Source organism: Herpetosiphon giganteus, from assembly GCF_016907925.1.
In the GTDB taxonomy this organism is placed as follows: domain Bacteria; phylum Chloroflexota; class Chloroflexia; order Chloroflexales; family Herpetosiphonaceae; genus Herpetosiphon; species Herpetosiphon giganteus.
Map to the genome: position 1 here is coordinate 134,521 of NZ_JAFBCZ010000009.1, position 22,023 is coordinate 156,543.

The window sequence follows — 22,023 nt, forward strand, 5'->3', positions numbered from 1 at the left end:
CTTTTGCTCAATTCAATCTTACGCACACTGTATCAAACAAGGATTGCCAAAAACAGCAACTTTGGCGCAGATTCGCAGCATGTTCACAGCAGTTCATATTATCTGCTTAAATGCCTCGGTTAATCATTAACAGCAAATACCCCCCAACAAATTGGATTACGGGCGCGTTGATCGTCCAACACAAACGCGCGCAGAGTTGCCGGAAGTTGGGCATGCTGCCAAGCACACTCTTGGCGACCAGCTTCATCCTCAGTGCCCTTGGTTGCTGCTGCACACACCGCCTTAATTGCATAGGCCGCAGCACCAAGATTATGAGCGGCCACATGGGCAACTAAGGCCGCCTGCGCTGCCGCAAAGCCAGCAAAGCGCGCCGCCCCGCTCAAACCACGCGCAGCAGCATTGGCATGGCCGCCAGCAGCGCGGGCTTCGCTCATACTAAGCTCGCCGCGCACCCATGCCTGAAGTTGAGCTAAGGCATGGTGGGGCCGATGATCGTTGGGCTGTGCTTGCTCAAAGTATTCGAGCACATGGCCAGCACACGCAGCCGCCCACAGCGCAAGCAGTCGATGGTCATCGTCGCTGAGCGTGCCTCCACGGCGAATTGTAATTAGGCGCTGGTCGCGCTCCTTCGGCAAAATCATCATTAACTCCTTGAACAGCAGATAGAAAGCATTCGCTGCGCAACAAGCGTTGCTTTGATCATGGGCTTGCTGACGGCACGCCAATTGGCACGAGAAACTCACCATACAGTTTCAAACGCTGGCTACTTGTACAAATCACAACCAACTTCGGGGCAATTTCGAGCAAGCGCCGCAACCAGAGCGGATCATCAGGATGAGTTTGATAGCCAGCTAAAATTAATAAAACTTGGCGGGCTTGAAATAGTTGCAATAACTCCACCGGGTTTGGTTTGGTCGGCGCTTGAATGCTTGCCATTAAATGCTGGCTCAGTGCTTGCGACGGGCTGCCAGTTAAATCAAGCCATAGACAACCATCATTCAAGCTAGCGCCAATCTGTTGGGCAAAATTCAACACTAAAGCTTGTTGGCTTGGCTGATCGTCGCCAACCACATTGATCAAGCGCACGCCTTGCTCAAATAAGTGCAGCATGCGTTGATACGCCACCCCAGCCCGATCAACTGGTGGAGCAGCAGGCAAGCGGGTGGCTTGTTGGATTTGGGCAAACCACGAGCGTGACGTTTGCAGTACTGGTTTTTGATTGATGCCAGAGGTCAAACTATGCAACAGTTTGCGCTGATGACGATGAAAGGTTGCTTTATGGATGTGCAACTGTTGCAAATAGAAATCGACTGAAGCCCCTGGCTGAGCCAAAACCAGCTTTAACAACCGCTGCTCAGCAGCATTGAGAGGCAGGCTTTGCAACAACGAATAACATTGTTGAATCCCACCACAAGCCTGCACAAATTGGGCAAGTTGCGGTTGATTGGCAATCTGTTCTGGGGCAAAAATTAATTCTGCGACAAGATCCTCGGTAAGTTGCATCGCATGTCCCATCTATTCAAGCCAAAATGTCTATCAAGTTCGTCTAGATCAGGCCTGATCAAGCGCATCAAAATCCATACATGAGCTTAATATAATAATTCATCGTCGCGTTAAAATCGTTCTTTTCTAGGCAAAAATCAGGATCAGCAACAAAATCAACATCATCACAATAATGACTGAGCACGATCTTGGTTTGGGCCAAAAATTCACGTTCATTCCAACGCATTGCATACGTTTCAGTCTCAACAACATTCAAGAAATACCGATAAATTGCGAAAGCAATCAGGTAGTATTGCTTAATTATCGCAACCAAGATCAATGACTCACAGGTAAAAAATACTTGTTCGATAAAAACCGTATTTTCTACAGCAACTGGATATAATATCTTGATACAGCGATCAATCCCTTGTTCATTTTTCAAGAAAAAGTATACTTTGATTAACCGAAAGTAGAGATTATAATCACCAAGATAGAGTGGAATATGTTGCATATGTTCTTCTTCTGCAATCAAATCAACTAAAATCTTTTCAGCTTCATAATATTTTTCTTGGTAAATATAAATCAACGATATATTTTTCATCGATGCTGTAAAATCAAGGTAATATTTCATTTGCTTAAATTTGACTGCCAAATCCTGAAACATGAGATACGATTCATTCAATTTTTTAGATTTCCACATAAGATTAGCATAATTAAACATTGGCCCTAAGACATTAGTTTCATCACCAATCTGCTGATAGAGCGTAACCGTCGCTAAGAACATATCGCCAGCTTCTTTTAATTTATTCTGCTCCATCAATATTAATGCATAAAAGTTTTTAGTTTTCGCTTCAAGGGTATGAAATCCATGCTTTTGAGTCAAATCAATCAGATAATGAATTATCGCTAGCTGCGAATAATCTGGTCTATTTTTCGAACAGAATAAAATAGCTGTGTATAATACCCTGCATTGCAAATATGGATTATCGGTTATCTTGAACAAGCTTGGAATAATTGGTTCGATCCATGATTGAGCTTCTGCAATAAAGTGAAAACCCCACCAGAAACGATACAAAACAGCTAACAATTGCCAGAAGCGCGTCGGATCAGCTTCCGCTTTGGCTGTCTGCAAGGCTAATTGAATATTTGGATAGGCTTGAAACGTGGAAAGATGCCACATTGCATGGTCAGGGCCAATTAAGTATTCCTCCGTCGGGGTAACCCAGGTAATATAATAATCACAATGCTGTAAACGTAACGTATGGCGTTGCTCAGCACTCAATAATTGCCATGCATAGTGGCGAATTGGCTCTAAAATTGTATACGGATGATGAACAACATCATTGCGGATACTAATTAAATGATTATCTAAGAGCAAACTTAAATGATCTTCCATTAAATCATGGTCAAGACCAACTAACGCTGCTGCCGCTGCCACATTCCAGCCTGCCTGAAAGACGCTTAACTGACGCAAAATTGCTTGGGTTTCAGCAGGCAATAACCGATAACTCCAGCCAATCGTTGCCGCCATCGTTTGGTGGCGCACATCCACATCGAGCGGCCCTTCGGCAAGCAACCCAAGATCGCTGCGAATTGCCGCCACAATTGAATCCAGAGAATATTCAGCTGCCCGAGCCGCCACCAACTCAATTGCCAGCGGCAACCCCGCAACATGGCAGCAAATCTGACCAACGTGGTTTAGTAAGTGCTGATCGCTGCGATCAATCAATCGCACCGCTTCTAGCCGATCAAGACAGAGCTGGACTGCTGGATAGTGGCTGACGGGTTCCATGCTCGCTGTAAGAGCAGGATACGCCAATACATCGACTTCGTAGATAACTTCATTCGACACATTTAAACGCACCCTGCTGGTCGCAAGCACTTGGAGCTGTGGTACTTCAGCAAAAAGGCTAGCGAACCACTCACCAGCCGCCGGAAGATGCTCCAAGTTATCAAGAATCAGCAAACTGCGCCGATTTTCAAAAAACTGTTGAATCGCGTGCTCGATCGATTGCGCATCACTAAACGATAGTTGCAACTGCTGCATACAGGCCAAGCCAACATCTTCAACGTGTTGCACATCGGCAAAACGTAAGACATGCACTTCATCACAGTTAGGACCAAGCCAATGCTGCGCCAGCTCAAGCGCCAAGCGAGTTTTGCCAACCCCACCAGTTCCAACCAAACTAATCCAGCGGCTTCCGTTGGTTAGCAAGGTCGACAACGCCTCAAGATCTGCTTGGCGGCCCACAAAACTCGTCCATGATCGCACAAGACTTGTGGGAATAAACGCAACAGGTTCAACCGCTGCGGGAATAAGTTCAGGCTGCCTCGGATTGGTATTCAGAAAACTGCTTAAGCTGTGACAAAGGGCATTTTGCTGGCGATGAAACGTCGCATGATGGATTGCCAACAGATCGGTATAGCGCACGACCGACGCTTCAGGATGGGCCAAAATAACCTCAAGCACCCGTCGTTGCTTGGATTTGAGCGGAAATTCAAGCAATTGCTGGCGCAGCTGCTGCAACCCACCAGCTTCGGCAATCACGGTTGACCATGTGGGGTGTTGAGATAAACGCTGGGGATAATGCAAAAGATCATGGACAATCGCATCGTTCCATTCGGCTGATACTTGATTCATAGCGGGCTATCTTTCCTGCTGCTTAGGTTAACGATTTGGTGCTGAATGCAGCTTGGCATGGCATACCACACAGCCCAATTAACCAAAAGATGCTTGGTTTGGGCTTCATGCAAACCCGCCTGAATCTGTTGAGCAGACAATCCTTGCAAGCCAGCTAGTTCACGCTGGTTGAGCCAACGCGGCAAGCGGGCTAATGTTGTGAGCAGCTGTTGGGTCGCTGGTTGCAGTGTCGTATAGCGCAGCTTAATTAACCACGCCAAGCGCTCCTCGCTCGAAGCAATTGGCTGAAGTTGCGCCGCCAAAGTCGTCAAATCATAGTCAATGCTTAGGCTGGCCACTACTTCGAGCGCCAAGGGCAGGCCTTCTATGAGCTGGCAAAGGCGGCTTGCGGCCTCAACGTGGGCAGAATCATGCAACGCGAGCGGCTGAAAATGGCTCAAGCGCTCGCCCAAAAGTTGTAAGCTAGCATTTGACCCAAGGTCAACAGATTGATCGGCGGGCACAAGAGCGCTTAAGCCGTCAACATGATGCAAACGCTCTTGGGACACATGCAAGCGCTGCGTGCCGGTTGCCAACACCCGCACAAACGGCGCAGCCTGCAAACATTCAAATAACCAAGCAGCCAACTCAGGTTGATTCAGATTGTCTAAAATGAGCAACATATGGCGTGAGCTAAAATAGGCTTGCAAGCGTTGTTGCGCATCTAGGTGCGGGGAATCAAGCCCTAGCTGAGCCAAAAAATCGTGGGCCAGCGTTGCTTGCGTGGCTCCACTGGGTATATGCAACAAGCCAACGCCATCACGGAAGATTGGGCCAACACGCTGGCTAATTTCCAAGGCCAAACGAGTTTTGCCCACCCCAATAGTGCCGATTAAGCTAATCCAATCGCAGCCTTGATCAAACAATAATTGAATTCGTTCAAGGTCGAGCATGCGCCCAAGGAAACTCGTTGTGGGCATTTGGAAACCAATTGAGGGTGCTGGCTCAGGAGTAAGCTCGATTTTGGGCGCTGGCAATAGGCCACTGAGCCGCTGACAAAGCGCATTTTGCTGTCGATGAAACGTGGCAGGGTGAATCGCCAACACATCACAATAATATTCAACCGAGGCTTCTGGCTGGCTGATCATCAGATTCAGCAAGCGTAATTCTTTGGTTTTAAGCGGGTAGGTTAATAGTTGCTGGCGCAAATGGCGCAAACCGCCAAGTTCGGCAATAAACAGCGACCAAGCAGGATGCGCCAAGAGGCGTTGCGGATAGTTTAAGAGGCTATGCACAACCTCGGCTGTCCATTCTAAAGTATCGGGTGGGGTCATAGCAGGGCTGCCCTATCGTTGCCAAAGCGAGCAAAGCTAAAACCATTCTCATCGGTTGGCTCTCACACCAACCTTCGCCTCTCATCCACCCTCACTATACGCTTAGACCAACAAACCGTTGCGCTTCAAGAAACCACTCAAAGCTTCATCGCTTGGTTCGGTGATAACGGTACCACGATCAAACGAGCGCGCTTCGCGGCCTGCTGGCAACGGTGCTGGCTCTTCAAAAGGCAAATTACTGCCAGCTTCGGCAACCACAATCGTGGGCACGCTGCGATAGCCAACCCAGCCCTCGACCAACGCACCAGCAGCGTCATCTTGATCGATATTAATTTGGGTGTAGGCAACCTGATTGGCTTCTAAAAAACGTTGCGAACGAGCAAGATCAGGGCAAAAACTCGTTCGACCATAGACGACAACATGTTTACTCACAAGAAACCTCCATATGCACCGCCGGATAGAGATTAATAATGGTGCACTATGATCGTACTTGGCTTTATACCATTGTCAAACGCCAGAACACCTCGTACAATGAGGGCAGCGACCCAAGTGGAGAACCTTCATGCCTGATGCAAGCAATGGCCATGTGTTAATCGTCGAAGACGACCTCAGTATTAGCCGCATGTTTCAATTGCTGCTGCGTGATGCCGGCTATCGCGTTTCGTTAACCAATAGCAGCGAAGAAGCCTTGCAATTTGTGCGCGTCATTACGCCCGATATTATTTTGTTGGATATTTCCTTGCCTGGCATGAATGGCGTTGATCTGACCCGCCATCTGCGCAGTAATCCCGCCATTCCATTTATTCCAATTATTCAAATTACCGCGCTTGGCGATTTGCGCACCAAAGTTGCTGCCCTCGATGCAGGAGCCGACGATATTTTGGTCAAGCCAATCGAGCTATCCGAGCTGTTGGCGCGCTTACGAGTGATGATGCGGCTGCAAAAAAATCGTCGCGGCCTCGAAGAATCCACCCGTCAAATGCATATTCTGTATGCGATTAGCCAAACCCTCAACAGTTCGCTCGATATTAACAGTATTTTACGCGATTTGGTGCTGCAACTAGCCAATGCCTTGGGCGCAATCCGCACCTCAATCATTTTAGTTAATGATCATAACACGCCATTTTATGCCTCATCAGTCAAAGAAACCCTCAATACCGCAAGCATTCAACGGGTGATTCGCGATGGCGTAGCAGGCTGGGTGATGCGGGCCATGAAGCCATTAATCATCAGCGATACAGCCCGCGACCCACGCTGGATCTCGATGGATCGTCGGATTGATACCACGCGCTCGATTCTTTCAGTGCCATTGATTCACCAAGGCATTGTAATTGGGGTCATAACAGCGGCGCATACCCGAATTAATTATTTTACCCAAGATCAGCTCGAATTAGCTCAAAATATTGGTAATCAAAGCGTCACCGCCTTTACCCATGCCCAACTGTTTCAAACCACGGTTCAACAAAAAGGCCTGCTCGAACGCCGCTCGCAAATGCTCGAAGAATTGCTGAATGTCGGCGAACGCTTAAGCCTCAATTTGCCGCTGCACGAGGTTTTGAACGAGCTGGCCCAAGCAATTCATCGCTCGTTGGGCTTTCGCCAAGTTATTATTCACGTTTTTGAGATTGATGATGTTGAGTCGGCCCAAGGCGTAGCTGGCGTTCAGCGCGAGCAAATTCAGCAACTTTGGACCAATGAAAAGATTCAGCAAAGCATCATACCACTACTGCGTGAGCGCTTTCGGATGAGTCGCTCCTATTTTGTGCCATCGGGCTATACGCTCGACGACGAAGAAACCAACCATCTGCCATTTGGCGCAACTGGCATTCGCCAAGCAGATTATTTATTTGTGCCATTGGGCAGCCCGCAACAATTGCTTGGCTTGATGATCGTCGATCTGCCGAATAATTTGATCACGCCCGATTTGGCTACCATTCAAGCACTCGAAGTCTTTGCCAACCATGGCACAACCGCCGTCAACAACAATCGACTGTTCGCGCGCGAACATACGCGGGCCAACCAATTGCAATTGTTGGTTGAGCTAGGCCGTAATTTTGCCGAATTGATGACCCCAGATCAATTGCTGCGCTTAGTAACTTCGTTAGTGCGCCACAGTTTTGGCTTCAATAGTGTCGCAATTTTGCTCAAGCAGCAAAACCAATTTATGCTGCGGGCTGGCACCCATAATTTTGCTCACAATCCATACAACCAATATTTAACCATCGAACCCTATATTTTAGAAGCCTTAGAACACTATCAAAGCTGGCTTAGCAGCGATGTCACGCAGTTTTGCTTGGATTATCAATGGGCCGAGCCGCAAATTGTGGCCGAGTTGATTGTGCCATTGCATACCCACGAGGGCATTCAAGGCCTCTTAGTCGTTGGGCATAGCGATCTCAGTGCCTTGGATGGCCTGACGCAATCGATTTTAGGCGCGGTTGCGGTGCAACTGACTGTGGGCTTGGATAACGCTAAGCTCTTTTTGCGCGAACAAGAATATATTCAACAACTCAACCAAGTTAATGAAATTGCCCTGCAATTGACCAGCGCCAGCAGCGAGCCGCCATTTCATGAGATTATGCAGCAGGTTGCGGCGATTTTTCAGGCTCCCCAAAGTATGCTGCTGTTAATCGATCATGATCAGTGTCAGATCACCAAGAGCATTGCCTACCCGCTGCCATGGCTTGAGCAACTGCCAGCCTTGCCCGAACTTTTGGCCAGCCTCGACGAAAGTCGCGTCCAGTTGTTTAAGCAGCAGCACGATTCGGCATTGGGCCACGCATTACGTCAAGCAGAAATTAACATGGTCGTGATTGCCCAGTTGTACAGCGCTGAACGCTTACAGGGCCTGTTGTTGATTAAGCCTGCTGATGATCATTATATCTGGCGCTCGAATGAAAACAATTTGCTGCAAACTCTCGCCACCTTATTTGCCCAAGCCTTGGAAAACCAGCAACTCCAAGCTCAACGCCTCGAACGCTTGCGCGCCGATTTGCAACGCTACATGGCTCCGCCGCTGGTTGAGCAATTGTTGAGCGAAGGTGGTTTTGGCGAGCCAAGCGAGCGCGACATCGTGGTGTTATTTGCCGATTTACGCGGCTTTACGGCGCTCAGCGAAAATCTCGCGCCGCAAGTGGTGGTTAAGCAAATTCTCAATCGCTTTTTCGATGAAATGACAGCGGTGCTGTATCGCTATGATGCAATTATCGATAAGTTTCTCGGCGATGGCTTGATGGCAGTATTTGGCTCGGTGCGAGCATTGCCCAATGATCCAGAGCGCGCAATCAACGCCGCAATCGATATGCAGCAAACCTTTGCCAGTTTGCAACGAGAATGGCAAGCAAGCTTTGGCTATCCGATTGGCTTGGGCATTGGCATGAGCTGTGGGCGGGCGGTCGTTGGCAATATTGGCTCGGCCCAACGCATGGATTACACCGTGATTGGCGATGTGGTTAATACAGCCAGTCGTTTGGTGGCGATTGCCGAGGCTGGCCAAATTATCATCACCCAGCCGTTGGCGCAACGTTTACAGCAGCATCAAGCCCAACTGGAGCAACTAGAGCCAGTCCAACTCAAAGGCAAACGCGAACTGCAAACAATCTACAGCGTGCGCAAAGCTGAATAAAAGAGCATAGAACATAGAAGTAGGGCAGGGGTCAGGGTCTAGGGATCAGGGATTGGGCTGGTGGCGATTAGCTGGCACGATCATAATCATCCAAATCTGCGTCAATCTGTGGCTAAAAAACGTCTCTTTCGTGGAATTTGTGCAATTCGTGGCTAAAAATAAGCCTTCGTGCGCTGTGTAGATACATTGAAGAACGCGAAGAACACGAAGGATTGAGTTACAGAAACACAACAACAATCCAGCAGACGAATATTTGGGGGTGCAGGGGGCTGAAAACCCCCTGCGTCTCCCGCCGGCGGCGGGACGGAAGGGTGGCGAATCATTGGTTATCGCGATGTTTTAATCACCTATTCGCTAAACCACTCCAATTGGCTTGGCTGAAAACTGGGCACTGCATAGCGCAAAAAGGTGTGCAAGCCCTCCAAATCAACCGACGTTAAGTGGTAGCGCAAATCGCGCAGATATTTGGCACAAACCCCAGGCGAGATATTAATTCGTGGCGCATAAAACTGAGCAAGTTCATCGATGCGGGTCAAATTTTCGGCCTTAGCAGCTCGCAACGCTGGCACAATCCCAGCATCACGCACAGCCTCAGCTTGATCGCGCCGCACAACCCAAACCGCAAACACAAACGGCAAGCCGCTCAGTTTCAGCCATTCATCGCCAAGATCAAAGAAGTAGGGCAACCCACGTTCGCCCAAATGACGACGCGCCGTTGCTTCGACCAAGGCTTTATCACCAATCATCAACGAACCTTGGCATTCAGCCAACATTGCATCAAGATTTGGGGCCATCGAACGCCATTCAGGCTGAATCCGATAGTGACGCTCGCACAGCACCTTGAGCAAATTAATGCTGGTTGCTGAATCCGTAGTTAAAGCAACTGGCTGCCCATCAAGCTGGCGCGGATCAGCCGCCCACGAAAACAGATTCACACTATTGACCGCGCCAATCGTAGCAATTGAAAAATCGCGTACGACCAACAATTTATCTGCATTCAAGGCCCATTCATAGACCGACATTGGCGCAACAGCAACCTCGCCGCGCAAAACTGCCGCGTTGATCGCCGTTGGTACGCCGCGTTGGACAGGCACATGCGGCAAGCGCTCGGTAATGCCATAATCCATCGGTTGGGTATTGAGATAATCGATTACACCAAGCATATAATTTAAAAGCGTGAGTACGCTAGGCGACTCACGCGATACGCAACGTTTCAAGCAACAGCCCAAAACCCTGCAATTAGTTCACAGCAATGTGGTTATATAAGGCATCACGTTCGACCGCTGTTTTGCCAGCAGTCGTCACAAGATGGACTAATTCGGCGCGTGAGATTCCTTGTTCGGTTTTAGCGCCAGCAGCGTGATAGATTTCTTCTTCGATCACCGTGCCGTCAACGTCGGAAACCCCAAACGACAAGGCAACTTGCGCCAAACGTGGCGTAAGCGAGATCCAATAGGCTTTGACGTGGGCAAAGTTGTCGAGCAACAAGCGGCCAATCGCCAAATTCTTCAAATCTTCGAAGCCAGTTGTCCAATCGAGCTTCTTGACCCGCCCCAAGTTGTTGTTTTCGGGGTGGAAGGCCAGCGGAATGTAGGTCACAAAGCCGCCAGTTTTATCTTGTTGCTCGCGCAGCCGCAACAGGTGATCAACCCGTTGTTCGAGGGTTTCGATATGGCCATACAGCATTGTGGCATTGGTTTTGATGCCTAATTCGTGGGCAATGCCATGAATTTCCAGCCAGCCATCGCCATCAACCTTTTCAGGGCAGATTTTACGCCGCACATCGGGATGGAAAATTTCAGCGCCACCACCAGGCAAGGCATCCAAGCCAGCTTTGCGCAAAATCTCAAGCGTCGTGCGCCAATCCATATTCGAAATTTGCGCCATATAATCAATTTCAACTGCCGTAAAGGCTTTGACGTGAACATTGGGATAATGATCCTTCAATTCACGAATAATATCGGCGTAATATTCAACATCGAGATCGGGCACTAAACCGCCAACAATATGAAATTCACGGGTACGTTCGCTAAACAAACGCCCAACGTGATCAATAATTTGCTCAGGAGTGCGTACAAACGCATCAGGCTCGTTGCCATTGCGGCGGAATGAACAAAAATTACAGTGAAACGCACAAACATTGGTTGGCGTAATGCGGTGATTTTGCACAAAATACACCACATCGCCATTCTTGCGACGATTCACCGTATCGGCCAATTTACCCAAGGCTAAAATATCGTTAGTTTGATACAAACGAACTCCATCTTCAAATGATAGCCGTTCGCCTGCTTCAACTTTTTCGGCAATATCAGAGAGTGGCGACTTCGCCAACAGAATAGCCATAGACAGTTCCTTTCCGCGTTACTGTGTTCATTATATCACAATGTTATTTTGATTTTCGTGCCAGTTTTGCGCAATTCCAGCGCCAGCGTTGGCTAGCTGGAGCAACCAAATTGGCAACGAATAACAAGCCAAGGCTGGTGGTAAGCACCCAAATTGCACAAAACAGCAGATCGGCTCGCAATAAACGGCCTAAGCGCTGCCAGCCGTTGGCAAATTGGGCATGTTCCATCGCCACAATTGGCAAACTACCTTCGACTTGACTAGTTGCCAACCCGAGCGCTTGGCGCTTCCAGCGGTAGTGAATGGCCACAGGCACACTTGGCTCAAGCGTTTTAAGCGTGACGCTGAATGGTTGGTTTGGGGTAATTGCCAGCGCTGGCTGAAACACCACATAGCCAGCAGTTTCCCAAAGCGCCTCACGCGGCACGACCAGCGGCGCGCAATGCTCGCTTGTTCCGACCACGACACAACCTTGAAGTTTGGCATTGGCGGGCGGTAGCTGGCCCAAACTTAGGGCAAACCCAGTTATCTCGCTTTGCTCCGATTGGATCGTGCCTTGAACAAAGGGTTGTTGAGCATCCAGAACCAGCATATTCGTCAACGCACCAAATTCACGGGGCCGAATCGCATTGCTCCGCGCAATCCAAACAAACAGCAGCAAACTTATTGCAATCATTGTAGCAGGCATTAGGCTTAGGCCAAGTCGATGCAGCCGCAGCACTGGTTTGGTAGATCGTTGATACCCATAATACAAATTGATTATAGCCAGCACGATCAAACTAATAAACAGTGCTAGTTGCAGGCTTTCGCTGAGCAAGCGCAGTTTGGCCAAAAGCTGGCTTGCCAACTCCGAGCGTAATGCCAAGGCATGAATTGGATTAATAAATTGCCATTCAGGAATAAAGCGAAAGAAGAGATTAAGATTCAGCTCGCGATGGCTATGCAAGAGCGTCAGACCAAAAGTTAACTCAGCCCCCAGCCACAAGCCCAAAGCGGCGCGCTTCAAGCGCAGCACTGCAATAATGCCAAAGGGTGCGAGCCAATATAGCCAATAAAACGGAATCTTAATCCAAAGGAAGAAAATCGCCAAAGTTGCGATGCTCACCCACCAAGCGCTATCGGCAACCCAAGGCCGCTGATACAGCAGCAAAAAGATCAAGAACAGGCTATAGCACAGCAAAAAGAGCGAGCTAGGCTGGCTGAGGAAATTCAGCTGATCAAAAATCCGTGTGCCCTCGGGATTGAACAAAACGCCTTTAATATAGGCTGGGGTGCGCAGAAAAGGTAAACTTAACAGCAACAATGGCGCGATACCAACTCCAAATAATTTGAGCCGTTGCCACCACGAGCGGGTAAGTAGCACAATTAATGGTGGCACCAAAAACAGTGGCACCAGTTTGAAGCCAGCGCCCAAGCCAAGCACCAGCATTGCCCAATAGCCATAGGGGTGCGCCTTGCCCGTATCGTCTGCAACCAATGCGCGGCTCACCAAATAGGTTCCTAACAGCATCGCAGCCGTTGGGTACACATCGTTTTGGCCCATTGCCAACATAAATAAGGCGGTTGGCGACCAAGCCCACATTGCCCACGCCAAGCGCCCAGCAACCCGTTGCAAAAGCCAACCAATCAATAGATCAAACGGTAAATAGAGCAGTTTAAACAAAAAAACCGCCCGCATCGGATTGGCAATTTCCCACGTTGAAGGCCATGCTTGGAGATCAATCAGCCCCAAGAGATCGTAGATTTTGGCCGCAAATCCGGTATAGGCATAAAATCCATAGGGATAGGGAACCCAAACCGGCATTTCGATCACCCGCGGGCCATAGGTGGTATATAAATGCGCATACACATTCAAATGGCCTTGAGCCACAAAATGGGCATGCCACGGCATATACAGCGCATCGTGTTGGCTGGCCAAGGGCATAATCAAAAAGCGCACCAGGTAGCCAGCCAGAATAATCCAGCCCAAAGGCGCAAGCTTCGGCAACAAACCTAATCGATATTTCATGGATTAACTCGCTTTTGTACCATGCTTAGCTTGAGCGGCGCAATGCTTTGAGCAAACGCAGGATTCGGCCCGATTCAAGCGTGTTGATCTGCTTTTCAAGCTGGGTGATATGGGCGTTTTTGCTGGCGAGCGTTGCTTCAAGCGTCGCCACATACTGCTGAAGCTCGTTGGTCGTGGTGGTTAATGGTGGAATTTGTGCTTGGGTTTCACGCAGCTGAGTTGTCAATTCAGCATTGCGAATGGTCGCTTGCTGCAAATCATACAACAACCACGCAGGCGGGCCTAAACGAGCCATTAACGCCTGTGGATGGCAGGCATAGATCGTCAACATGCGATATTCTGGTGATTCATCGCAATAAAATACGCACAAGCCAGCTTGGGTAACTAAGCGCGTCAGCGTTGACGCGGTAAAATACAAGGTATGCACCACGCTCAAAAGGCTGCCAGATTGCCCTTGTTCGATAAACTGATCGCGAAATTGATAGGCTGGCACTTGAATGGCCAAAACGCCCTCTGGCGTAAGCGCGGCGGCGAGTTCTTGCACAAACGCTACTGGCTCGTGCAGATGCTCAAGCACATGCCAACAGGTAATCAGATCAAAAGCTTCAAGCTGGGCAAGGCTGGTTGGGTCGCTATAAACGGTCAAGCCATAGCGTTGGCGCGCAATGTCGGCGGCCACAGGCGAAAGTTCAATCCCAACTGGCTGCCAACCACGCTGTTGCGCCGCCACCAACAACAAGCCGCGATTACAGCCAAGATCAAGCACTCGTCCAGGTTTCAACTGGCCATGTTGTTCAATATGCGCAATAATGCTGGCTTTTAATGCTATTTCTTGCTGCTCTGCGGCTTCGCTGTAGGCATACACCTCGCTTTGGTTTTCGAGCAGGGTGGTGCTTTCAAGGGTCAAACGTGGATTAAGATAAATTTGCTTGCATGTACGACAGCTATATAAATTTAAGCCTTCAGCAATAAATGTTTCTGGTTGCTGCCAAACCAAATCTGCTTGGGTTGCGCCACAGCTTGGGCAGGCCTTGAGCGTTTCAGTTGGCATTGGTTGCAATTGCATGGCAGAGCATCCCTTATAAATTAAATTTCGGCGGCAATTGGTGTAGATTGGGTAACTTCAGAACGCAACATGCGCCACCAAAACAGCATAACGCTTGCATAAACCACAAGCCAGATAGGAATAAAGAGCCAATCATTCTTAATATGTTGGGTTAATTGGCTCATCGCTTTGCTCAAACTTAATTCATGCATCGGCATAAACGGTAAAATTCCAGCAAGTTTCTCATCGCCATAGCTAAATTGTTCTTTATTTGAGCGATAACCCAAATCGAGTTTGCGGTTTAATTCCCTAAGCTGCAAACTAAGCGTATATGGTTGATTATAAGTCGCCATTGGTGGATAAATTACGTTATAGCCAACATATTCCCATACCTCGCCTTTTGGTGCAGTCAAGGGAGCACAACGTGTTTCCTGAATTGTGGTAATACAGCCGTTAATGCTAGGATAATTATTACTTGGTTCTCTAAATTGTACTGCAAAACCAGTTAATGCTGTTTCAGAGCCAGTAAACGTTTGGGCAACAATTGGTGCATTTTGGTTCAATTGGATTGATAAATGGGCTTCAGCAAAGGCTGGGGCTGGAATAACCATACCGCGCGTGAGCAACATCGCTGCAATAATCACCCCAATATTAACAATTAAGGGAATTGGCAATAAACGCAGTAACCCAGAATTTGCTTGCTCCAATGGTTGTGCTTGACGAACTCGATATAAACAATAGACCGCTAAACCAAGCACAAAGCCAAATAATGCCAATTGAAAACTTTGGATAAATCCTTCAAAACGGGTAAATATTTGCGCCAGTAATGGCGAGCGCAGCGATAATGCATGCACCGGATGCATAAAAGTCATTTCATTAACTAAATAGCGTGATAAACCGATGTTAATATCACGACTTTTACTAAATATTTGAATGACAAATAGAAATTCTGCCAAAAACCAAATGCTGATGTAGCGATAGCCAAAACGCAGCGCAATAACAATCGCAAAAGGAATAAACCAATACAGCCAATACGTTGGAATATGAATCCACAAAAAGAACATTGCCATAACTGCTACTGAAACCCACCAAGCAGAATCACTGACCCATTTTCGACGATAATTCAAGAGAAAGAGCAGCAAGGCACTATACGAAAATAAAAAGAATGATACAGGCTCGCTAAGCAAGTTCGATTCATTAAATATTCGCGTGCCTTCAGGGTTAAAGAGTACACCAGTTATATAGGCTTTACTGCTTAAAAATGGCAGTGATAGGAGCAAAAATGGCGATATCCCAATCACAAACAGAATAGTGCGCCGCATCCACGATAGATTAAGCAATAAAATTAATGGTACAACTAAAAATAACGGAATCATCTTGAATGATGCACCAATGCCTAAAACAAGCATTGCCTGCCACGCTCGTCGCCATTGCAGTTTTTGCTCGCTTGCTGCCAGCGCTTGACCAACTAAAGCAGTGCCAAGCACCATCGAAGCGGTCGCATAGACATCGTTTTGGCCCATTGCTAGCATATATAAGGCAGTTGGCGAAAGTGCCCACATAATGAGTGCACTCATCCCAATAGAGCGTTTCAAGCCCCAACCAATTAATATATCAAACGGCAAATAGATCAGTTTAAATAGAAAAACTGCTCGCATTGGGTGGGCAAGCGCCCAGGTCGATGACCAATTGCTAATATCGATTAAGCCAAGCAGATCGTAGATTTTGGTCCAAAGCCCAGTATAGGCATAAAAACCATAGGGATATGGTGCCCATACCGGAATATTAATCACGCTATCGCCATAGGTATTTAGTAGATGCTCATAAACATTGAAATGGCCTTGGGCAACAAAATGCGCATGCCATGGCATAAAAAGCACATCATTATGTCCAGTTACAGGCATGATCAATAAACGTGCAGTATAACCAAGCATAACCAAGAAGATTGGTGCAAACTTAAGCAATACTGCACGATTAAACCATTTCGACATACACTCTTCCTCATTAATCTATAGACGGATAACGAAATAGCGCTCATGGAGCAATGATCGCCATTGATCGTTACTCCATGCTTTAGCGCCAACTACGAAATTGCGCTTTGGCCCGATCATACATCCAGCGGCCATATTGTTTGGCTTCGAGGGCAAGATGATTAAACTTGCCAGAACGAATTAATTGCAAGGTTTTCTTGCTGCGTTCTTGCCATGTTTTTTTGGGCACAATCAAATTATGCAGGCGTTCGGTAAATTCGCTCAATAAAATATATTCGCTATTTGCCAACGCTTGTTGGGCACGCAAAAAGTCAACCTCGGGCGTGGCGCTACGCTCACGGGTATCGTAGGCAGCGGCATACAACACGCGACAACACAGCTGGCCAAGTTGTGGCATATGGTTGAAGCTCAGCGAGCCGCCAACCGCAGCCCGAAAATCAAAACGAATGCTTGAGCCGTTGGTCGAACTCACCACAAAGTGCAAGGCTTGATTGCGGCTGGCTGGCAAAGCTGGAAAATCAAAGTGCAGCCACTGTTGATCAATGCTGCTTGATTCTACATCAACTAAACTGCGATTTGGATTAATCAGCGCATCGTAAATTTGTAAACGCCACGAGCCGCTGGCTGGTTGCGCCAAAGCAACTTCAAAGCCGCAAACGCCATCGTGTTGGCACACCAAGCGCTGGCCGATGTTAAAATCGGCGTTCAAAGCGGCACTCACGCCATCACCTTGCAAATGTTCGTGATCGGTCAGCAAGCGTTGGTTGATTGCACCAGAAGCAGTTGTAACCAACTTAACCAAGGCTTTTTCGACCTCGCGGGCTGAGCTTTCCCAGCGCAAGGTTTTGGCATGCGCAAGGCCTGCCGTGATCAAGCGTTGGCGCAATGGCTCATCGCTCAAAACGCTTAACAAGGCTTGGGCTAGTGGTTTTGGTTCAGCGGTCGCCAACAAGCCGGTTTTGCCGTGGGTCACCAAAAAGTGATTTGGCGCGAGATCAATATCGACCACCGGACAGCCCGAGGCCATCATTTCTGGCGGCATCAACGAAGGGTTGGTCGACGAAATAACCAAGCCTAAAGTGGCCGACGCATACAACTCAGCCAATTCTTCTGGGTTTAAAATGCCCATGGCGGTAAATTTGAATGGCGCAGAGAAATGTTTGAGATGTTTATCGCCAAAGAGCACAATTTCAACATCGGGCCGTTGCTCTTTGACAATCGCCAAAGCGCGCATGCCCAAATCAAAACAGCGGCGGGGCGTTGATGGCCGCGCATAAAAAATAACCCGCGGTTTTTTGGTCAACAACTTGGGCCGTGGATAGTAGCGTTCGTGCTCGACCGCAAAATCAAATGGAAAAGTTTTCGCCTGATATTGCTCGTGCAAATGTTTGGCCAGCCAATGCCCCAAGGTAATACAGGGCCAACCTTGTTTATAGGTCGCCTCGGCGCTCAGCCATTCATCGCCCATGGCATAGAAAAATGGCTCGAAATCTTGCACAAAATAGGCGCGAGTAATCGCAGGATCGCACATCTCAAAGCCTTGGGTTGTTGTCCATTGAGTTGCCAAAACAATATCAAAGCCCTTAATTTCTTGCGGCCAAAAATAAATTGGCGCATGCACCACGCCAAAATAGCGTTGTACAAAATGCTCAGGCCGATCCAGCGCCTCGGTCGGGTAATCGCTGGGATTCATAAAGATAACTTGCTCGTGGCCAAAGCTTGCCAAGAGATTGATAATTCGAAAAATATTGGTATACCCGCCAGAACCAACAATTGGTGCGGTCAGCAACCAAGCGATTCGCAGGCGAGGATGTTCAGTAACTTGCATAACTCGGTTCTATCCTTTACGGTTTACAAGACGTTTGAGCAGCCCTTTGGCTTTGCCACTCACCTGCATTAATACGCCATTGGCGATGTTTTGCAGCTGAATTTCTAATTGGTGGGCATAGGCTTTGGCTTCTGCATTGCCACGCTCAAGCTCTTGAACGCGATAATGTAAATCTTGGTTGCTGGTGATTAAGCCATCAATGTGCATCACCAGCACTTCGGTGCCATTTGATAACGATTTATTTGCGCCGAGCAACAAGGCATTGCTCTTGATCAACGACATTTGGCGGGCATACATCACCCACACTTGAATCAAGGCATTGTGTAATTCGCGGCTGCGTGCCTTGGGCGTATAGCGCTCATGTACATCAGCCAAGGCTTCGCGGCCCAAACGTTGGCGCAACGCAGGATCAGTAACCATTGCTTCAAGCGCGGCAATCCATTCAGCTTCGTTTGCGGCCAGCATGCCATTGACCCCGTGGGTAATCGCATGGGAGAAGGCTTCAATTGGCGTAGCAATTAAGGGCACGCCCACCAAGCCTGCTTCCATATATTTGACTTCGCTCTTCGATTGGCAAAATGGATTATCAAGTTCCAATGGCGCAAGTGCAAAATCGACCGCAGCAATCTCATCGGCCAATTGTTCGAGTGGCACGAGATCACGGCGCTCAATTCGTGCAGCAACTGCATCGAAGGCTGGCGATAATTGCAAAGGCCCAACAATGCGCAAGCGCACATGCTCGTGTTTGGCCAAAATATGCAAAAGCGCGCTTTCAACTTGCTCAAAATCACGATTATGGGTTGCAGTGCCGCTGAAATAGCCGATTAAGACTGGATCATTCGCTTGGGCCACGGGTTTGGCTTGGCGTTGCGCAGCAATCGGCGCAGCATAATTGATTTGATTTTGGCTCAGCGCATTGCGCACCACATAGGCATTGAGGTCTAAGGCGCGCACCTGTTCGGCCAGCGGTTCGGTCGAAACAATCACTGCATCACACAGCATCATTGTTTTGCGATAGCGCTCAACCCCATCGCGATAGAGCGCAACTTCATCGGCGGGCCAATCTTTAATCGCATCGATATAGTGCAGCAAATCGGTACGGAACACCAAATCATCAGTATCAAAAATAACTGGATGGCCAAGCGCCTGATGAGCGTTGATCAATGCTTCAATGTTCGAATCGAGCGCCACCCGATGCAAAATTAAGATGCCAAATTTAACGCTATCGGCAATTTTAAATGGCTCGTTATAGAGGCTGGTAACGCCGCTATACATCTCAAACCATTCAAGTTGTTCTTGGCGATGGCGGCAGCGATAATTGCCTGCATTGCCAATATCGCAACCAGTAATCATATGCACCGAGCGATCGGTAAAATACAGATCACGCTGAAATTGGCTAATTAATGGTTGGCTGGCTGGCTGAGGCACATTGGTAGCAAAGCGTTCAATGATCGTCAAGAGCAGCGCTTCATACTCGGCGGCGGCAGCGGCAATCGTATAGTGGCTTTGCACATGTGCATAGGCCGCTTGACCAAGCTTTTGGCGCAAACCTGCATCGGCAACCAAGCTGCGCAGATGGCTGGTCCATTCCGCTTCAGTGGCGGCCAAAAAGCCATTGTTGCCATGGCTAATTGCTTCGGCAAAGGCGGGGATAGGGCTAGCCACAACTGGCAAGCGTAAGGCCGCTGCTTCCAAATATTTTAATTCGCTGCGACAGCGGGTAAAGGCATTTTCCACATCCAAGGGAGCCAAAATAATATCGGCCTGCGCCATCAGGCTTGGCAACTCTTCCAGCGGCACAAATGGCAATTGCTCAATTTGGGCAGCAACTGGAGCCAAAACCTCGGGCAGGGTAATTTTGCCACCTAAAACGAGGCGCAATTTGGGATTTTGCTGCAAGAGGCTTAATAAACTTGGCGCAATCAGCCGCAAGTCGGCATCGTGCGAAAAAGTGCCGCTAAAGTAGCCAATGGTCACATGCTCGTGGGCAGCGCGGGCTTGATACGCCGCTTCGCACCAGCGCAGCCAATCGTCGCCAAGCACATTGCGATGCGTCCAAACTGGCTTATCAAAAGATTTTGCGGCCTCGGCAAGCGGAGCTGTGCTAACAATCGCCGCCTGACATTGCTCAAAAACTGGCACATTGCCTAGCACATAGGCGCGCCAAAATTGGCGTTCGAAGCCAGTGCTTTCGGCGACAATCGGCATCGAATCGACCAAACGTGGGTCAAACAGCAGATCGTCGGTTTCGTAGACCAATGGCTTGCCTGCCGCCGCCTGCTTGACGGTTTCCCAAAAATGGCTGGCTTTGGGCCGATGCGCAATCACCAGATCGGCGGTCGCAATTGCTGAAATAACCGCCGAATCGGTCTGGTTAAACAATTGAGCCTTGTGCCCGCGTTGCTTTAATTGATCAATTGCATGCTGACAGCGATAGCGCTGGGTTTCGCCGCCACAACCGCTCCAGAAAACGACGTTTAATTGACGCTGACTCATTAACGAAATTTCCTCCAAAGCTGGCGTAAACGATCAATGATGCGTTGTGGTAGCGAGCGATTAAGCTGTTGTTGAACCAAACTATGTTGCCAATGCAGATATTCAAGTTGGGCTTGCACGCCGCGTTTTTCGGCCTCAAGCTGCGCCGCCAACACCGATGCATCAAGCAAGCGCCGCTCTAAATCGTGCATCTGATCAAAGTTGCTTGCTTGCAAGGCAAGTTGTTGTTGCATCTGCGCTAGTTGCTGGCTTTGGGCCTGCTGATCGTGCTTGAATTGCTCAAGTTGGGCCGTGAGGGCTTGCTGAAACAGCACAGTATCGTAGGCGGTGCTGGTCAAAACAGGCAAAACGATGCTCAACAAATCGCTAGCTGGGTCGGTTGGCGTAGGCTGGAGTGAACGCTCGACCAAGGCTTGTAAGCTGGAATCCAGCTGACCATTGGTGGCAATTAGATAAATTTTGCGGTAGCCAGGCCCGCGTTGGTCATAGGCATAAAAGCGTTGATTATAGAGCGCATCGAAATTGGCGTGCATCGCATCGCGGTGGTTTTGGCGAAACAATAAATGTTTCAGCACCATCAACAATTGCCAATGTGGCAAATAGCCGCTTTCAAACGCCAAATAATCAAGCTGCTCAGCGGCGAGCCAAGCCTCAACCAAGGCCGCTTGGGGCAAGCCATATGCAACATGCTCATCAAGCATGGGATTGTGCATCTGCAATTGGCTCAGATAATCGCGCAACATCGCTTCGGCGGTGGCTACATTGGTTAGATTATGCGGCGCTGCCAAAAAAACCGCTCTGCTGGCCACCCGCCGCAGTTCGGCCAAAAAACTATTGCGGCCTTCCAGCGGAATATGCTCAAGCGTATCGCAACTAAGCACAATATCAAAAGCCTGATCATCAAAGGGCAATTTGGTGCCATCAGCCTGCTGATAGCCAGCACCCACATACTCGGCAGTATCCACGACCAAGGTTTCATCGGCGGGAAAAAATGCTTGCAACGGCATTACACCATTGCGCGGAGGGAAAAAACCGCCAACATCAAGAATCCGCCAGCGCTGATCGCTTGCGCCAGCAGCTTGTTTTAATAAAAATATCGCTTCAGCACTTACGCGATAGCGCTGATATTGATCAAAGGGCATCGCAAGCAGGGCATCGGAATTCCAATGCTCAAGCACAGGGATCATGGTCATTCCTACCCTTTCCAAAGTACACCTACAAAATGCGAATTATAGCATACTCTTTGACAGG

The 22,023-nt window shown here is 48.7% G+C and carries 14 protein-coding genes; 1 reads left to right on the forward strand and 13 read right to left on the reverse strand.

Translation table 11 applies throughout. The annotated features are described in order from the left end of the window. Positions 1–119: 119 nt before the first annotated feature. The 5 genes from JOD20_RS10390 to JOD20_RS10410 all read right to left on the reverse strand — a co-directional run bounded on the left by JOD20_RS10390 (position 120) and on the right by JOD20_RS10410 (position 5,868). Positions 120–641, reverse strand: a complete 522-nt coding sequence (locus JOD20_RS10390; protein WP_420828947.1) for a putative immunity protein — start codon at positions 639–641, stop codon at positions 120–122. 58 nt (positions 642–699) lie between these two features. Further along, positions 700–1,503 (reverse strand): hypothetical protein, encoded by an 804-nt coding sequence (locus tag JOD20_RS10395; protein WP_204755208.1) that lies wholly within the window; start codon positions 1,501–1,503, stop codon positions 700–702. A gap of 67 nt (positions 1,504–1,570) precedes the next feature. Then, the gene (locus JOD20_RS10400) at positions 1,571–4,123 is read right to left on the reverse strand and encodes an NB-ARC domain-containing protein (RefSeq protein ID WP_204755209.1); all 2,553 of its coding nucleotides are present in this window, start codon (positions 4,121–4,123) and stop codon (positions 1,571–1,573) included. Then, positions 4,120–5,436, reverse strand: coding sequence for an NB-ARC domain-containing protein (locus JOD20_RS10405; protein WP_204755210.1), 1,317 nt, complete (start codon positions 5,434–5,436; stop codon positions 4,120–4,122). The genes JOD20_RS10400 and JOD20_RS10405 overlap by 4 nt, the downstream gene beginning before the upstream one ends. A gap of 102 nt (positions 5,437–5,538) precedes the next feature. After that, positions 5,539–5,868 carry a glutaredoxin domain-containing protein gene (locus tag JOD20_RS10410; RefSeq protein WP_204755211.1) on the reverse strand — a complete coding sequence of 110 codons (330 nt, stop codon included), beginning with the start codon at positions 5,866–5,868 and terminating at the stop codon, positions 5,539–5,541. Between the two features lie 130 nt (positions 5,869–5,998). Here JOD20_RS10410 and JOD20_RS10415 point away from each other — a divergent pair, with 130 nt between their 5' ends. Next, positions 5,999–9,061, forward strand: coding sequence for a GAF domain-containing protein (locus JOD20_RS10415; protein WP_204755212.1), 3,063 nt, complete (start codon positions 5,999–6,001; stop codon positions 9,059–9,061). A 347-nt stretch (positions 9,062–9,408) separates the two neighbouring features. On the opposite strand, the gene JOD20_RS10420 is transcribed toward JOD20_RS10415, so the two are convergent. The 8 genes from JOD20_RS10420 to JOD20_RS10455 form a co-directional block, all read right to left on the reverse strand. Beyond that, positions 9,409–10,224, reverse strand: coding sequence for a menaquinone biosynthetic enzyme MqnA/MqnD family protein (locus JOD20_RS10420; protein ID WP_204755213.1), 816 nt, complete (start codon positions 10,222–10,224; stop codon positions 9,409–9,411). Positions 10,225–10,300: 76 nt separating this feature from the next. Then, positions 10,301–11,404, reverse strand: a complete 1,104-nt coding sequence (mqnE, locus tag JOD20_RS10425) for an aminofutalosine synthase MqnE (RefSeq protein ID WP_204755214.1) — start codon at positions 11,402–11,404, stop codon at positions 10,301–10,303. A gap of 43 nt (positions 11,405–11,447) precedes the next feature. Continuing rightward, complete coding sequence (locus JOD20_RS10430; protein WP_204755215.1) at positions 11,448–13,412, reverse strand: hypothetical protein; 1,965 nt, start codon at positions 13,410–13,412, stop codon at positions 11,448–11,450. 25 nt (positions 13,413–13,437) lie between these two features. After that, positions 13,438–14,478 carry a class I SAM-dependent methyltransferase gene (locus JOD20_RS10435; protein WP_204755216.1) on the reverse strand — a complete coding sequence of 347 codons (1,041 nt, stop codon included), beginning with the start codon at positions 14,476–14,478 and terminating at the stop codon, positions 13,438–13,440. A 20-nt stretch (positions 14,479–14,498) separates the two neighbouring features. Next, on the reverse strand, positions 14,499–16,448 hold the full coding sequence (locus JOD20_RS10440; RefSeq protein WP_204755217.1) for a hypothetical protein: 1,950 nt from the start codon (positions 16,446–16,448) through the stop codon (positions 14,499–14,501). A gap of 82 nt (positions 16,449–16,530) precedes the next feature. Continuing rightward, positions 16,531–18,276 carry a glycosyltransferase family 4 protein gene (locus tag JOD20_RS10445; RefSeq protein WP_204755218.1) on the reverse strand — a complete coding sequence of 582 codons (1,746 nt, stop codon included), beginning with the start codon at positions 18,274–18,276 and terminating at the stop codon, positions 16,531–16,533. A gap of 9 nt (positions 18,277–18,285) precedes the next feature. Next, entirely contained in the window at positions 18,286–20,772 is a 2,487-nt protein-coding gene (locus JOD20_RS10450; RefSeq protein WP_204755219.1) for a glycosyltransferase family 4 protein, read from the reverse strand. Then, on the reverse strand, positions 20,772–21,965 hold the full coding sequence (locus JOD20_RS10455) for a class I SAM-dependent methyltransferase (RefSeq protein WP_204755220.1): 1,194 nt from the start codon (positions 21,963–21,965) through the stop codon (positions 20,772–20,774). The genes JOD20_RS10450 and JOD20_RS10455 overlap by 1 nt, the downstream gene beginning before the upstream one ends. Positions 21,966–22,023: the final 58 nt, after the last annotated feature.